This is a genomic window from Pontibacter sp. FD36 (assembly GCF_015686655.1).
Taxonomy (GTDB): domain Bacteria; phylum Bacteroidota; class Bacteroidia; order Cytophagales; family Hymenobacteraceae; genus Pontibacter.
On sequence record NZ_JADPMP010000007.1, the window covers coordinates 228741 to 244607 of the forward strand.

13 protein-coding genes are annotated in these 15867 nt (G+C 51.3%); 10 read left to right on the forward strand and 3 right to left on the reverse strand.

From position 1 onward, the window contains the following. Nucleotides 1-5 precede the first annotated feature (5 nt). Nucleotides 6-2972 (forward strand): type I restriction endonuclease subunit R, encoded by a 2967-nt coding sequence (locus I0P70_RS11650; RefSeq protein ID WP_196117922.1) that lies wholly within the window; start codon nucleotides 6-8, stop codon nucleotides 2970-2972. A 41-nt stretch (nucleotides 2973-3013) separates the two neighbouring features. Continuing rightward, nucleotides 3014-3676, forward strand: a complete 663-nt coding sequence (locus tag I0P70_RS11655; RefSeq protein WP_196117925.1) for a hypothetical protein — start codon at nucleotides 3014-3016, stop codon at nucleotides 3674-3676. Nucleotides 3677-3732: 56 nt separating this feature from the next. Here the strand turns inward: I0P70_RS11655 and I0P70_RS11660 are convergent, their stop codons facing one another. Together I0P70_RS11660 and I0P70_RS11665 are read right to left on the reverse strand one after the other, a co-directional pair. Then, complete coding sequence (locus I0P70_RS11660; protein WP_196117934.1) at nucleotides 3733-4593, reverse strand: agmatine deiminase family protein; 861 nt, start codon at nucleotides 4591-4593, stop codon at nucleotides 3733-3735. Nucleotides 4594-4634: 41 nt separating this feature from the next. Further along, nucleotides 4635-4940: a hypothetical protein gene (locus tag I0P70_RS11665; RefSeq protein ID WP_196117936.1), complete on the reverse strand. Its 306-nt coding sequence runs from the start codon at nucleotides 4938-4940 to the stop codon at nucleotides 4635-4637. 181 nt (nucleotides 4941-5121) lie between these two features. Here I0P70_RS11665 and I0P70_RS11670 point away from each other — a divergent pair, with 181 nt between their 5' ends. The 3 genes from I0P70_RS11670 (at nucleotide 5122) to I0P70_RS11680 (ending at nucleotide 6706) form a co-directional block, all read left to right on the forward strand. Continuing rightward, complete coding sequence (locus tag I0P70_RS11670) at nucleotides 5122-5319, forward strand: hypothetical protein (protein WP_196117938.1); 198 nt, start codon at nucleotides 5122-5124, stop codon at nucleotides 5317-5319. A 116-nt stretch (nucleotides 5320-5435) separates the two neighbouring features. Beyond that, complete coding sequence (locus I0P70_RS11675; RefSeq protein WP_196117940.1) at nucleotides 5436-5951, forward strand: RidA family protein; 516 nt, start codon at nucleotides 5436-5438, stop codon at nucleotides 5949-5951. A 110-nt stretch (nucleotides 5952-6061) separates the two neighbouring features. Next, the gene (locus tag I0P70_RS11680) at nucleotides 6062-6706 is read left to right on the forward strand and encodes a transposase (RefSeq protein ID WP_196117943.1); all 645 of its coding nucleotides are present in this window, start codon (nucleotides 6062-6064) and stop codon (nucleotides 6704-6706) included. Nucleotides 6707-6789: 83 nt separating this feature from the next. On the opposite strand, the gene I0P70_RS11685 is transcribed toward I0P70_RS11680, so the two are convergent. Then, nucleotides 6790-7593, reverse strand: coding sequence for a hypothetical protein (locus I0P70_RS11685; protein ID WP_196117945.1), 804 nt, complete (start codon nucleotides 7591-7593; stop codon nucleotides 6790-6792). 133 nt (nucleotides 7594-7726) lie between these two features. Between I0P70_RS11685 and I0P70_RS11690 the strand changes: the two genes are divergently transcribed. The 5 genes from I0P70_RS11690 to I0P70_RS11710 all read left to right on the forward strand — a co-directional run bounded on the left by I0P70_RS11690 (nucleotide 7727) and on the right by I0P70_RS11710 (nucleotide 15859). Beyond that, the gene (locus I0P70_RS11690; RefSeq protein ID WP_196117954.1) at nucleotides 7727-8566 is read left to right on the forward strand and encodes an SDR family NAD(P)-dependent oxidoreductase; all 840 of its coding nucleotides are present in this window, start codon (nucleotides 7727-7729) and stop codon (nucleotides 8564-8566) included. A gap of 41 nt (nucleotides 8567-8607) precedes the next feature. Continuing rightward, nucleotides 8608-9276: an NAD(P)H-binding protein gene (locus I0P70_RS11695; RefSeq protein WP_196117956.1), complete on the forward strand. Its 669-nt coding sequence runs from the start codon at nucleotides 8608-8610 to the stop codon at nucleotides 9274-9276. Nucleotides 9277-9614: 338 nt separating this feature from the next. Then, a complete protein-coding gene (locus I0P70_RS11700) occupies nucleotides 9615-12782 on the forward strand; it encodes a SusC/RagA family TonB-linked outer membrane protein (protein ID WP_230392142.1) in 3168 nt (1055 codons plus the stop codon). A 33-nt stretch (nucleotides 12783-12815) separates the two neighbouring features. Continuing rightward, complete coding sequence (locus tag I0P70_RS11705) at nucleotides 12816-14258, forward strand: SusD/RagB family nutrient-binding outer membrane lipoprotein (RefSeq protein WP_196117959.1); 1443 nt, start codon at nucleotides 12816-12818, stop codon at nucleotides 14256-14258. 77 nt (nucleotides 14259-14335) lie between these two features. Then, entirely contained in the window at nucleotides 14336-15859 is a 1524-nt protein-coding gene (locus I0P70_RS11710) for a calcineurin-like phosphoesterase family protein (RefSeq protein WP_196117961.1), read from the forward strand. The last annotated feature ends 8 nt before the right edge of the window (nucleotides 15860-15867 follow it).

Here is a 15867-nt window from a genome sequence, read left to right on the forward strand (position 1 = left end):
AGCTTATGAGCTTTAACGAACTGAATAGCGTTGAGCATTACATTGTTCAACAACTTAGTGGTATAAACTTGAACCACCGCAACTGGGCGGATGAGCAGGTACCTTATGGTTTTCAGTGGGTTTACATACCTGCTTCAGCCATAGCGCGTGGGGTAAACGAGGTGCTGGTGGAGAGCGAACTACGTGAGGCGCTTATTCGCATAAATCCCGAGATTGCCCAAAGACCCGAGCGTGCCGATGAGGTGATTTACAAGCTAAGAACTATTCTGCTCGCTGTTAATCAGGTAGGGCTGGTAAAGGCCAACGAAGAGTTTACCAAGTGGCTCACAGGCGAAAAGACCATGCCCTTTGGCGAGAACAATCGCCATGTACCCGTTCGTCTTATAGACTTTGACAACCCGCAAAGCAACAGCTTTGTCATCACCAACCAATACCGCATTCACCACCACGAAACCAAGATACCAGACATTGTGCTGCTTATCAACGGTATACCTGTGGTAGTGGGAGAGGCCAAAACACCTATCCGTCCGGCTATCTCCTGGCTCGATGGGGCCCACGAGATTCACAACATCTACGAGAATGCGGTGCCGCAGCTTTTCGTGCCCAACATCCTGTCCTTTGCTACCGAAGGCAAAGACTTGTACTATGGCTCTGTGCGCTGTCCGCTGGAGTTCTGGTCGCCTTGGCGTCTGGAGGCAGACGAGGACGAACTGGTTAAAAAAATGGGGCTGAGCAAAGTAGGCAAAGAACTGACCGACCTACTGCACCCCAAGCGCCTGCTCGACATTCTGCAGAACTTCGCACTCTACTCCACCGATAAGAAGAAACGCCGCATAAAGGTGATCTGCCGCTATCAGCAATACGAGGGTGCCAACAAGATAGTAGAGCGGGTAAAGGAAGGCCGCCTGAAGAAAGGCCTTATCTGGCATTTCCAAGGTTCGGGTAAATCGCTGCTGATGTTGTTTGCCGCCCAGAAGCTACGCCGTATGCCCGAGCTGAAAAGCCCAACGGTGATCATATTAGTAGACCGCACCGACCTCGACACACAAATCTCTGGCACGTTCAATGCTGCCGATGTGGCCAACGTGCAGACCACCGAGAACATCAGCGAGCTGCATGATTTGCTGGCGAAAGACACCCGCAAAATCATCATCTCCATGATTCATAAGTTCCGCGATGCCAGGCCGAACATGAACACCCGCGACAACATCATTGTACTGGTAGACGAGGCGCACCGCACCCAGGAAGGCGACCTGGCCCGCCAGATGCGTGCCGCCCTGCCCAATGCTTTCCTGTTTGGCCTCACAGGTACGCCCGTTAACAAAGCCGACAAAAATACGTTCTGGGCCTTTGGTTCGGAGGAAGACGACAAAGGCTACATGTCGCGCTATACCTTTCAGGACTCCATACGCGACAAAGCCACACTGCCACTACACTTCGAGCCGCGCCTGGTAGATGTGCACGTCGACAAGGAAACAATAGACAAGCTCTTCAAAGACCTGAAAGACGAGGCCGCCCTGAGTGATGAAGAAGCCGATGCACTGAGCAAGAAAGCCGCAAAGATGTCTGCCTTCCTGAAGTCGCCAGAGCGGGTGCAGACTATTGTGGAAGACATTGTAAAGCACTACAAAGAGAAGGTGCTGCCGCACGGTTTCAAAGCCATGATTGTAGCCCCAGACCGTTACGCCTGCGTGCAGTACAAAGAGGAGCTTGATAAGCATTTTGTCACGGAAGCCAGCAAAGTGGTTATCTCCACCAGCGCCAACGACGACTTTGACTTCAAGCAGAAGTGGGCCATAGACAAATCGCAGCAGGAGAAGATAGTAGACGAATTCAACGACGCAAATTCTGCGCTCAAGTTCATCATCGTAACCGCCAAACTGCTCACTGGTTTTGATGCGCCCATCCTGCAAACCATGTACCTGGACAAGTCGCTCAAGGACCATACCTTGCTGCAGGCCATCTGCCGCACCAACCGCCTATACCCCAACAAGACCTTTGGCCGCATAGTAGACTATTTCGGCATTTTCGACGATGCCGCCGAAGCCCTGCAGTTCGACGAAGAGAGCGTGAAGAAAGTAGTAACCAACCTGCAGGTGCTGCGCGACGAGCTACCAAAAGCCATGGCCGACTGCCTACGCCATTTTGAAGGCGTAGACCGTTCGCTGGACGGCTTCGAAGGTTTGGAAGCAGCACAAGATGCCATTAAAGGAGACGAGAAGAAAGATGCCTTTGCGGTAGACTACAAATACCTGACTAAGATTTGGGAATCCCTTTCTCCAGATGATGTGCTCAACCCATACCAGCAGGATTACAAGTGGGTGTCGCAGGTATACGAGTCGGTAAAACCAGCCGGAGACAACATTGGCAAGCTACTCTGGTTCAGGCTCGGTGCCCAGACCACGAAGCTGATTCACGAGAACATCCATGTTGGAGGTATAGATGACCTAGAGGAGTTTATCCTGGATGCAGAGGTGATCGATGACCTCTTCCATAACCCGAACTCCAAGAAGGTGAAGCAACTGGAGAAAGAGCTGATCAGGCGTTTTAATAAGCATGGCGGCAACCCCAACTTTAAAAAACTAAGCGACCGCCTGGAAGACTTGCGCAACAAAGCCGAACGCGGCCTTATCTCCAGTATTGACTTTATCAAAGAGCTTTGTAAGCTGGCGCAAGAAACTGTGCAGGCAGAAAAAGAGGTAGAATCTGTAACGGTGCAAAAGTCAGCCACAGCTGCCCTCACAGAACTGTTCCTGGAGCTGAAGACAGACCAGACTCCTGCCGTGGTAGAGCGCTTGGTAAACGACATCGATCAGATTGTAAAAGTAGTCCGCTTCCCGGGCTGGCAGACTACGGCATCAGGTGAGCGGCAGGTGCAGCAGTCATTGCGGAAGACGTTGCTCAAGTATAAGCTGCACAAAGATCAGCAGTTGTTTGAGCGTGGGTATGCTTATATTAAGGAGTATTATTAGGAGTTATTTAAATCAATAAATTCTCGCCTGCTTATTATCTTATGAAGACTTTTATCTCAGATTTGATCCCTAAGATCCAGCGTTATTCTCAACAATTGGATAACCTGACGCTGCTCACCAACCAGCATTGGGTTGTTGTTGATGATAATAATGATACGAAGCATGTTTACATATTCCGTAGCAATAATGAACTGCTTATTTCTCAAAATGGTCGGGTTGAGAAAGCTAAGTGGGAGTACCTAGGTCACGATACTCTGCTTATTGATAGGAAGGACGAAAGTTATCTGTTTCGGCATGGTTTCTTTGATGAAAATGTACTAGCCTTAAAAACGGATGGTAATTCAGAATATGCTTTTTTAGTAAATGAATCTAAATATAATGGTCATCTTAATACGGCAGCAAAAGTCATCGATTTTCTCCAGACTAGATATTTTGTCTCACAAGACCAATTAACAATCAATTCTGCTTTAGAAACCATAACATCTGATGACAATTCCCCGAATTGGTCTAAATCTGTCACCAACATTTTTAAGACTTCAAAAGGAAGATTAGAAATTCTAAAGAATTCCTCCGATTATGTTGCTTCACGAGGTAATAGAGTGTTACTGAATGGGAAGTTAGCACCAGATGGTAAATATCAATTAGACTTCATGTGGTACATCCATATAAAAGAGGGCTTAATTATAAAGGAATCAATTTTTTAAGTTTATACTGTTTAGAGTAGATGTAATTTTAGAATGAAAGTTATCTCTTGTTAAATTTACTTAATCCGCACATTCCACGTCGCACAATTCAACACCCCACTTTCCTCCGCTAAATCTGCACAATCCACAGGTATAACCTGACAATCTTTAAAGATTCGCTTCACCTCTTTCAATGCCTCTTTATCCTCGGGCAAGTCAAACTGCGGAAACAGAATGACATCGCCGATCCAGGCGAAATTGATGTAGCAGCCGTGAGCGGTATAGTCACCGCCTTTGTTCTTCCTCTCCGAGTTTACAGCAGGGAAGTCTATCAGTCGGAGGTTAGTCTTTTGCAGGGCATTTCTATACCTGGTTTTCCAGTAGTCTAGCTCCTGGCTATAGTCCGCGACGAGCAAGGTATGCTCGTCAACGAAGCGCACCATACCGTCGGCGTGGCCTGTGAAGTCGTGAGGCTGGGAGGGGATAATGTATAGCTGTTTAACCTGCAGCGCTTGTTTTAACTGACTAAGTACCTCTTCTTTTGCTAGCGTTTTGTTTTCCTTAAATATATGCTCCGTCATCACCACGGCATTAGCAGCCCGCACTACATTGCCGCCGTCCATTAGCAGCGGATGTTGCGTTGTGGTGCCTGACAGGGACGAACTTAAACGTACCAGTGATGTGTTGGTAATCGTATGGCGGTGCTTCACGTTATCGCACGAGGAAGGGTAGAAGGTGAACTGCACAAAAGCCTTGGGTGCAATCTGCACGGGCATATAATCGCGGCACCAGATGTCATTCGTGTTCTCGATAAAGCCATACGGTATACCTGCTTTTTTGAGTGCCTTCCCAAGGTATAGCCAAAAGCTTTGCAGCGCTGGTCGTTCTTTAATCAGGCTGCTGAAGTAAACGAAATTGGTATCGCGGTCGGTGATCATGTTCAGATTTCTCCTTTCGTCGAAATGACAGGGTGGGGGATTTACAAAATCGAGCTGATGATCAGTTGATCGCCGCCTTCCTTGCCGATCTTGTTCAGCTTTATTTCTTCGACGCTTTCTGTTGGGGCTTCGTGTAAGGCTTTAATATAAGCTTCCAGCTCTTCCTGCGTTTCGAAAAGCGCATGTACTTCTTCTTGCCGCTGGCTAAGCGTTTTCACGGCATCACTGGTCAGACTGTAGAGTTTCCAGGCGCGAAAACGTCCGGAATAGCACTCGTAGCCACCAATGCACACATAGGCGTAATAGTCGCGGTTCCAGTCGAAGTCTTTTATAGATACTTGTGCCATTTTTTGTTCTTAAGGAGGGTTTATGTACATTCATGCTTACCAAAGCATAACTTGTTCAATATATAGAAATTTCTGTATAAATCCTGCTGTGACGGATCCTTTTACCGGAAAGTATTAAACCTGTAGGAGCAGGGTATGCATATGAACCACATGCCCATTTTAGAACCTTAAAACACACGATATGCGCAAGCAAACACACAGCTTCCCAGCCTTGATTTCTTTCTTCATTCCGGGCTTAGGCCAGCTCATTAAAGGCCATATTCTGAAGGGAATATTTATCTGGATCTTAGGCGGGATTCTGACTTTCTTTTTCTGGTGGACGATCATCATCCCTTTCATTCTGTGGGCCTGGAATGTGTACGATGCCTATAATTCGTAATCCTTCAAGTGATTACATAACATATTCAGATTTCTCCTTTTGTCGAAAAGACAAACTGGAGGTAACAATGCTGATGATCCAATATTGATTCTGAGATGATAACTTATCCTACAGGTATGAAAACACTATTGCTGATGCTGATGTGCTTTACCTCGTTTGTGGCTTTTGCGCAGTCACCCGAAGAGAAGCTAGCGCAACTGAATATCCAACTGCCGCAAGTGCCGCCCGCCGGAGGCAGTTTTGTAGACGCTGTAAAAGTTGGAAATCTGATTTACCTGTCGGGCAAAGGTCCGCGGAACAGCAAGGGGGAGTACATCAAGGGCAAGCTGGGCCAGGACCTGACCGTGGAGCAGGGCTATGAAGCGGCAAGGTTGGTTGCCCTGCTGCAACTGGCGGTACTGAAAAGAGAACTGGGTGACTTGAAGCGGGTAAAGCGCATTGTGAAAGTGAACGGGTATGTGAATTCGGCTGCGACCTTTTATGACCAACCGAAAGTGATCAATGGATATTCCGATGTGATGATCGCAGTTTTTGGAGACATGGGCAAACATGCGCGGACTGCGGTAGGTACCAATGCGCTTCCGTTTAATATGGCAGTAGAAGTAGAAATGATCGTGGAAGTAGAAGATTAGCTGCCCGTATCATGTCCGCGTATAACTTGTAAATCACAGTTACCGATCACGTTGCGTGCGGACAGGTCGCGACCTGTCCCTACGAGTGGGAATGACCGTATACCTGTTTTATGGCTTTACCGGATCGGAAACGGAACAGGATGATGGGGTATAATTACAGCAAAGAAGGGCTGTATTTTGTTACTTCCTGTGTGCATGAGCAGGCCTGTGTTTTTGGGGTTGTTATGGATGGGGAAATGCAACTGAATGCATGTGGCCGTATTGCTGAAAAACAATGGCATTGGCTGTCGGAACAGTATCCGTATACCTTTGTACATGCCTTCGTGGTAATGCCGAATCATGTGCATGCCATTATCGAAATAGAACAGGCGTTCGTAGGGACAGGTCGCGACCTGTCCGCACATACCGCGAACCTGTCCCCACATTCCACAATTCCTTCCGCACATTTCCCCGGCGACTCATATACCACGAACCAATCTGCACAAGAACGATTATCCATGCACGATCTGGACAGGTCTGGGAACGATTCGGACAGGTCGCGACCTGTCCCTACGAGGGTAAAATCAATATCGGAATTGATGGGTGCTTACAAGACGACGACATCCAAAATGATACGGCTGGCTGGTCTTCAGGACTTTGCCTGGCAGCGTTCTTTTCATGATCACATTATCCGGCACGAAAAGGCTTATCGGCAGATTGAACAATACATTCACAACAATCCCGCCCTCTGGGACAACGATGTATTTTACCAGTAACCTAACCCATCAACCTTGTAGGGACAGGTCGCGACCTGTCCGCACGCATTGTGACCGGCTAATCGCTCAACGGTAGCGCTTCGCTATACCTGCTCCCGCACCGCTTTCCCATACCTGAAAAACACGAGCACAACCACCAGGGCCACTACTGCCAGGCTGATCCAGGCGGTTGTGATGATCTGCGGGCTCTCCGCTGCATTCAGCTCGCGGTGCTTGAGGATGATGCCGTAGAGCGCCCATATACCGACCAGGCCCACAAAGGGATTGGTTCGGCTGAAGACCACAAACACGACGATCAGGGTCGCTGCTACGATCATGATCATCGCCCAAATTCCTTCGCTCACTCCAAAACCATCCCATCCTAAACCCACCAAAGCAGAGCTGATGTTGGCGACCGTCGCGATGATGATCCAGCCAAAGTAAAGGCTCAGCGGTACCTGCGTAAACCAGCGGGATGCAGCCGAGCGGCTCGTGTCAAAGATGCCCAGTCGTATGTGAATGGCCAGCAGCGTGACCAGCTGGATCAGGATCAGCACGACTGAAAGCACCAGCTGCTCACTTACCCAGGCGATGGTCCAGGCGCCTGTGGCCAGGTTGTTTAGCATGAACAGGAAGCCGAGTCGCTTCAGGTCTACATTGGCTTCGTGCAGGGCAGGTTCTTTAAAAGCTTTGACGATGTGGTAAATGCAAAAGGCGGAGAGGGCCAGGTAGATGACGCCCCAGATCGAGAAGGTGATTCCCGCCGGAGTAAAAAGCGCCGGATATTTCGCCGACACCTCGCCAATGGTCTGGCTATTGAAAAGCTCCAACTGCGTGAGTTGCGAGGGCACCAGGTGCAGCAGAAAAAACACGGTGTTCAGGATGGCAAGTGTCTTGACGTTTTTCATGGGGTGAAATGCCTTTTTATTCTTTTTCTCTCTCTACGCATGAAGCCCTCTTTCAGCCAAAAAGCCTCTTTTTTCGTTATGCTTAGCTGATAGCTATTTCTATACCTGGATAGGTATATTGCAAAACGAAACTATGACAAAAGACCTCAACGGCAAAACCATCATCATCACAGGCGGAAGCTCCGGCATTGGCGCGGCTGCCGCCCGGATCCTGCGCCAAAGGGGAGCGCAGGTGGTGATCACAGGGCGCTCCGACGAAACCAAAAGACTGGCAGAAGAGATCGGGTGCGACTATTACCTGGTGGACTTTACCCGCTTTGCAGAAGTGCGTGCGTTTGCGCAAAAGCTGCTGGAGCAGTATCCCCGCATCGATGTGCTGGTCAACAACGTGGGTGGGATCATAGCCGACAGACGTATGACCGCAGATGGCCACGAAATGACGCTGCAGGTAAATCACCTGTCCGGCTTCCTGCTGACGCACCTGCTGCAGGAGCAGCTGGAAGCCTCGAAGGCGATCGTGATCAATACCTCCAGTGCGGCCAATCTGATGGGCCGTATCAACTTCGATGACCTCGAAAGCCAAAAGAACTACAAAAGCTTCCGGGCCTACGGCGCAGCCAAGCTGATGAACATACTGCATGCTGCCGAGATCAGCAGACGTTTCAAAGGCGTGTGGGCCGCTTCTTTTCACCCGGGTGTAGTGGAAACTGGTTTTGCACGGGAAGGAGGGAGCACGGTCAAGTGGCTGTATGAGTCTACTGTCAAACGCTTTTTTATGATCACTCCCGAACAGGGAGCCGATACCCTGATCTGGCTCATCAGCACGACGCCGGGCAAGGACTGGCAGGATGGGCAGTACTATTACAAACGCCGACCCGGTCGTAAGAATCCGCAGGTAGCCGCAGGTATAGCCAGCAAACTGTGGGAGGTATCGGAGCAACTGACCGGCGCTAATAAGCCCGAACAGGTATAGCAGGTATAGCATTTAAGTTGAACAGAAAAACGAATCAAGATATGAAAACAGCACTCGTAATAGGCGCCACCGGCCTGGTGGGAAAACAACTGGTACAGCAGCTATTGTCAGATGAGCGATTCAACAATGTGATCGTGTTCGGTCGCCGCTCCTTAGGTATAGCCAACACCAAACTGCAGGAACACCTGATCGATTTTGACAAGCCCGAAGACTGGCAGCACCTGGTGAAGGGGGATGTCTTTTTCTCGACGCTGGGCACCACGCTCAAGCAGGCAGGCGGACAGAACGAGCAGTACAAAGTGGATTACCACTACCAGTACAAATTTGCCGAAGCCGCTGCTCAGAACGGAGTGCCCGCCTATGTGCTGGTTTCTTCCTCCGGTGCCGATCCGGGTTCCTTGATCTTCTACTCCCGCATGAAAGGAGCCCTGGAGGAAGCCGTGAAAAAGCTCGACTTCAAAAGCATAAACATCATCCAGCCCGGTCTGCTGCACGGAGACCGCCAGGAGAGCCGCACCGGCGAAGAGATAGGCTACAAAGTAATGCACTTCCTCGACAAACTAGGTATAGCCGGCAAGTACAAACCCTACGAAGACAAGGTAGTAGCGCAAGCCATGGTCAACGCAGGTATAGCCGCACAGCCCGGCGTGCATACCTATACCTTAGGAGAGGTGTTTAAGCTGGCCGAGCGGGAGCACCTGAGTCGCTAGTTGTTTTTATTATGGGGCGGGCGTCCACGCTCGTGTCTACTATGGTAGGGCCTCAGGCCTCATACCAACCACGCGTAACTAATGTGTCATTTCGACAGCATGGAGAAATCTGGAGTCGGGTATCTACCCTCACATACTCCAGATCTCTCCAGCATGTCGGGATGATAACGCGGGTTCATTCACGTTAAAACATTATCAAAAGGTCAAGCTTTTCACGAACCTCTCCTGATTCCTTAACCTTTATATAGCCTTTCCTTAATATTGGGGTAACCTGCTCAAAATAGCTTTGCGGTAGTTAAACAAACACTATCGCTATGCTATTAAAAACTTCTACACTTTTGAAACGGCACCTGCCCGCTTTGCTGCTTTTGCTGCTTTGCTGTCAGCTGGCTGTAGCACAGTCCTTGTCGGTACAGGGCAAGGTAACGGATGAACAGGGCACAGGCCTGCCCGGAGCCAGCGTGGCCGTGAAGGGCACGACAAACGGCACCATCACCGACGGCAACGGCAATTACAAACTGGCTGTCCGCAACGAAGCGGATGTACTCGTGGTGTCTTTTATCGGTTATTTGCCACAAGAAAGATTAATCGGTAACCAGGAGTTCATCAACATCCAGCTGCAGCCCAACCAGAACCAGTTGAGTGAGGTCGTAGTAACCGCCTTAGGTATAGCCCGTGATCAGAAAGCCCTGGGCTATGCGGTGTCGAAAGTGGAAGGTGAGGAGCTCATGAACGCCCGCTCCAATAACTTTGCGAGTGCACTCTCCGGCAAGGTGGCCGGTCTTAACCTGACCTCGCCGGGCTCTGGCCCTGTGAACTCAGTGCGCATATCCTTGCGCGGTGACAACTCCATGGACCCAAACAAGAATAATGCGCTGATCGTGCTGGACGGGGTGCCCATGAATAGCGGCATGACCAGTTCGGGCGTGGGCAATGCCTACGGTGCTGGTTCCGGCAACGACGTGCCGATCGACTTTGGCAACGGTATCTCCGACATCAATCCAGATGATATTGAAAACATCACCGTGCTGAAAGGCCCTGCTGCCGCTGCCCTTTATGGAAGCCGTGCGGCCAGTGGCGCTTTGATCATTACCACCAAGTCGGGTGCACGCAATAAGAAAGGTTTGGGCCTGACGGTGAACACCAACCTGAGTTTTAACGATGTCCTGCGCTGGCCGGATTACCAGTACGAGTACGGTCAGGGAACAGGCCGTGCCTTCAACAAAGAGGGTGATTTGTACTACTCCTATGGTGCCTCCGAAGACGGCGCCAACACGGGTGGTACCAGCAGCGCCTTCGGTCCCCGATTCGACGGGCAGTCTTACTACCAGTATGACCCGACCCTGGAAGGGCAGTCAGCAGAGCGTCAATTGTGGCGTCCTTACAAAGATAACATCAAAGGTTTTTGGCGCACGGGCTCTACTATCACCAATAGCGTGGCGCTGGAAGGCGGCAACGACAAGGGTGGGGCAAGAGCTTCTATCACGCACTCCAAAAACGAGTGGATTATGCCGAACACCGGCTTTGAGCGCATTACGGCTGCCCTTAGCCTGAACTACCAGCTGGCCGACCGTCTGAAGCTGAGCTCCAAGGTCAACTTCACGAACAAGCAGAGCGACAACCTCCCCGCCACCGGCTATAATAACCAGTCTATCGCTTATTTCATGATCTTTCAGAACCCGAACGTGGACCTGGACTGGTATGCGCCGATCTGGAAAAAAGGGCAGGAGCAGATCGACCAGGTACACCCTTTCAGCTCGTTCATTGACAACCCTTACCTGATTGCCTATGAGATGACCAACGCACAGCGCAGCTACGGTACTGTGGGTAATATCGCCGCTACTTACGAGATCTCGCCTAAGTTTGAACTGATGCTACGCTCTGGCGTGGAAATGCGCAACGAGGACCGCCAGCAGCGCCGTCCTTACAGCACGCAAAACTTCCAGCGGGGCTATTACAAAGAGCAAAACATCTTTAACTACGAAGTGAACACCGACGGTCTCTTTACATTCCGCGATAAGCTGTCGGACCGCATTGACCTGCGTGCTTCGGTTGGCGGTAACCTCATGGCCCGCAAGTATAAGCGGGTAGAAGGCTACGTGGACCAGCTCAACATTCCGGGCGTGTACAAGCTGACCAATGGCGTGAGCAACCCAATGATGAACACGGTGAGCAGCAACAAACACGTGAACAGCGTGTATGCCTTCACTTCCCTTTCTTTCGAGGACAAGATATTTCTGGACCTGACCGGCCGCAACGATTGGTCGAGCACACTGCCTACGCAGAACAACTCTTTCTTCTACCCATCGGTGAGTTCCAGCTTTATCTTGAGTGACCTGCTCACGTTGCCACGCCAGGTATCTTACGCCAAGTTGCGACTATCCGTAGCGCAGGTGGGCAACGACACGGATCCTTACCAGACCCAGAAGTATTATGGCCGCAGTGAGTTCCCGGGCTCTGCCACGGTGCCCACCATACTGCACAACGATCACTTCAAGCCGGAGATCACGACCAGCTACGAAGCCGGTTTGGAGTACATGCTCTTCGGTGGACGTGTCGGCATGGATGTGGCCGTGTATCGCAATCTGACCCGCAACCAGATTCTGGAAGTGCCGCTGGACCCTACCACCGGCTATAGCCGCGCCGTACTGAACGGGGGAGTGGTGCGCAACGAAGGGATTGAACTAGCCCTGAACCTGCGCCCGATTGACATGGGTGATCTGAAGTGGAAGAGCACCATCACCTGGGCCCGAAACCGCAACAAGGTGATTGAACTGGCCGAAGGCCTGACAGACCAGCAGGTGATCGGAGTAGGAGGTAACGCTTCCATCATCGCCAAAGTAGGCGGCACGACAGGTGACATCTACGGCTTCGGCTTCATGCGTGCCCCGGACGGACAGATCATTTACAACAGCAACGGTCTGCCGGCACGACCATCTGAGATCCAGTACATCGGCAATGCCTACGCCGACTGGCGAGGTGGCTTCATGAACGAAGTGAGCTATAAGAACTTCCGGTTGAATGTATTGCTGGACGGTCAGTATGGTGGTATCATCTACTCCCAGACACACCACAAAATGAGCGAACAAGGCAAGCTGAAGCATACACTCAAAGGTCGCGAAGATGGCTTTATTATCGGGGAGGGCGTGGTAGACAATGGAGACGGTACTTTCTCACCGAACACCACCAAGGCAAGTTTGCCGGACTACTACGGCGACTACTACCGCCGTGCCAACGTGGAGTCTAATTCGTTTGATGCCTCATACCTGAAATTGCGCGAATTGCGCCTGGAGTATAGCCTGCCAAAAGCCCTGACGGCCCGCACCAAAGTGCTGCAGGGTGCCAGCATAGCGCTCTACGGTCGTGACCTGACCATGATCACCAAGTTCCCGATTTTCGATCCGGAAACAGCCGCTCTGAACGGATCAACCATCCTGCCGGGCGTGGAAATGGGCCAGTTGCCAACCCCACGCACCTACGGCATGAACCTGACCCTGAAGCTATAGTCTTTCCCCACCAATTTTGAAGAGCTTAACAAGATGACAACCATAAAGAAAAAGTTTTTAGTAATTGCCCTGGCCCTGAGCTGTGTCAGCGTATCCTGCACCGACGAGTTTGAAGAACTCAACATCGACCCAAACCGCATCGAGCGGATCAACCCGGGCACTTTGCTCAACCCGATCGTGTACGAAATGGCCAGTTTCAATGCTTCGCGCAGCAATGGCTTTTCATTCGATCTGATGCAGGTGTCGCTGCCTTTTCCGAGCGCCTCTGGTGGCATTCACCGCTACAACCTGACGGAGAGTTCGGGCAACAGCACCTGGAACACCTATTACCGCTGGATCACCAACCTGAAGGAGATGCAGCTGGCGGCGGAGACGGCAAACGAACCGAACTACCAGGCCGTGGCCCTGACGCTGAATGCCTGGGTATACTCGCTCCTGACCGACAGCTTTGGCGACGTACCGATGGAAGAAGCCGCCCGAGGCGACGAAGGCATCTTCTATCCGAAGTTCAACACGCAGCAGGAGGTATACACTAAAATCCTGGCCGACCTGGAGAAGGCGAACAACCTGTATGACACCGGCAGACCGATGATATACGGTGCGGATCTGCTCTACAACAATAACATCGCAAACTGGCGACGCTTTACCAACTCGCTGCGACTGCGCCTGTTGTTGCGCGTGTCGAAGCGGGGAGAGATGAACTCCTTTGCCAAGATGACCGAGATGCTGAATGATCCGGCTAAATACCCGGTGTTTACCCGCAACGAGGAAGCTGCCATTCTGAACATCACAGGCGTGACGCCTAACCTGTCGCCCTGGGGACGTGCCATTGACTTTACGACTTTCCGGGCTGCGTCGAAATTCTTCATCGACAACCTGGTCGCTTTCAATGATCCGCGTCTGCCGAAGTTTGCCACACAGGCCCGCTCCAAGGACGGCAGCACCACCATCGGTTACAAAGGTATACCGAGCGGCTACGGCGGCAGCGACTCCCAGTTCGATTACCAGCCTTCTAACCTGAATATAGCCCTGGCTACCGCCCCAATGAAGACCCTGATCATGACCTATGCAGAGGTGGAGTTCATCAAAGCCGAACTGACCCAGCGCGGCATAACGGGTGGCGATGCGAAGACGCACTACGAGAACGGGGTGAAAGCTGCCATCACGCAATGGGGCGCTACGGTGCCAGCCAACTATTTTGAAAACGAGGCCGCCGCTTACGATGGCACGCTGGAGCGCATCATGCTGCAGAAATACTATGCCCTGTTCTTCAACGACAACCAGCAGTGGTTTGAGTACCGCCGTGCCGGTTTGCCGGAACTGCCAAAAGGAAGCGACATGCTCAATAACCAGATTGTGCCGGTGCGTTTCCGCTATCCGACTACCCTGCAAACCAACAACCTCGAAAACTACCGCAAGGCAGTTGAGTCAATGGGCGGCGACGACATCAACACCAAAGTTTGGTGGGAAAAATAAGCAACAACCAGCTATGAAAACGGGAGTCGGCGCTGCACTGGTGCTGGCTCCTTTTCATGCACATCAAAACATATCTTATGTCTCAGAAAAGAAGAACCTTCCTAAAATCACTTGGTCTGACAGGTATAGGCCTAACACTGGCACCAAATATCCTGCAAGCTAAACCAGCTATACCTGTTCGCGGCAAAGACCTGAGCACCGTTAACCTGAGCGGCAAGGTGTCCGCGAATGGCAAAGGTATAGCGGGCGTAGCCGTGACCGATGGCATCAACGTGGTGACCACCGACTCGTCGGGCCGCTACGAACTGCTCAGCAATGCTACCGCTGACTTTGTATACCTGTCCATCCCGCGTGGCTACGAATTCGAAAATGAAAAAAGCATTACCCGCTTTTATAAAAGGATCGTGCCGCAGCGTGGCCGTTTTAAGGCGGACTTTGAGCTAAAGCGCCTGGCGCAGGACGATACCCAACACAACTTTGTGGTGTGGGCCGACCCGCAGATCATCTCCAAACAAGACGCCGAGCAACTCAAGCGTGAGTCGGCACCCGATCTGAAGACATTGGTGGGCAGCTATGCACAGGGCACGCTCTTCCACGGCATTGGCTGCGGCGACCTGGTATGGGACAAGTTCGAGCTTTTTGATGATTACCAGGAGGCGCTGGCCATTGCTGGTATTCCTTTTTTCCAGGTGATTGGCAACCACGATATGAACCTGGAGGCCCGTACCGACGAGGGTTCCGCCGAGAAATTCAAAGAGTTGTTTGGCCCGACTTATTACTCTTTCAATAGGGGGGAGGTGCATTACGTTGTGCTCGACGATGTGTTCTTTATCGGCACTGCCAAGAAGTACATTGGCTACCTGACTGAGCGACAACTGGCCTGGCTGGAGCAGGATCTGGCTACCGTAAAGCCCGGTTCTACCGTGGTCGTGAGTCTGCATATACCGGCTTATACCCGACAGCATGAGCGCAATAAGGAGAAAGAGCCATCGATTGGTGGGGTAGTGTCAAACCGCAAGGAGCTCTACCGCTTGCTGCAACCCTACAAGGCGCACATCATGTCGGGCCATACCCACTTTAATGAGAAAGTATTTGAAAGCGACAATATCATCGAGCATGTGCACGGCACGGTATGTGGCGCCTGGTGGACCGGCCCGATCTGCTACGACGGCACGCCGAGCGGCTATGGTGTGTATGAAGTAAAGGGCAGTGACGTGCAGTGGTATTACAAATCGACGGGTCTGCCGAAAGAGCAACAGTTACGAATATACCCGGTGGGCGCTGTAGCTGCGAAGCCGGAGCATGTGGCCGTGAACATCTGGAACTGGGACCCGAACTGGAAAGTGGAGTGGCTGGAGGATGGCAAGCGTATGGGCGAGATGGCTCGCGAAACCAGCCTAGATCCACTCTCAATAGAGCTGCACGAGGGAGCAGCCAAACCTGCTAAGCATAAGTGGGTGGAGCCTTTGCTAACGGATCATATGTTCTTTGCGAAGCCGTCTGGTGGAGCTTCCACTTTTGCTGTGCAGGCAACGGACCGCTTCGGGAATGTCTACCGCGAAGAACTTAAGATTAACAAACTGGAAAGCGCTGTTCGTTAGGTATAGCT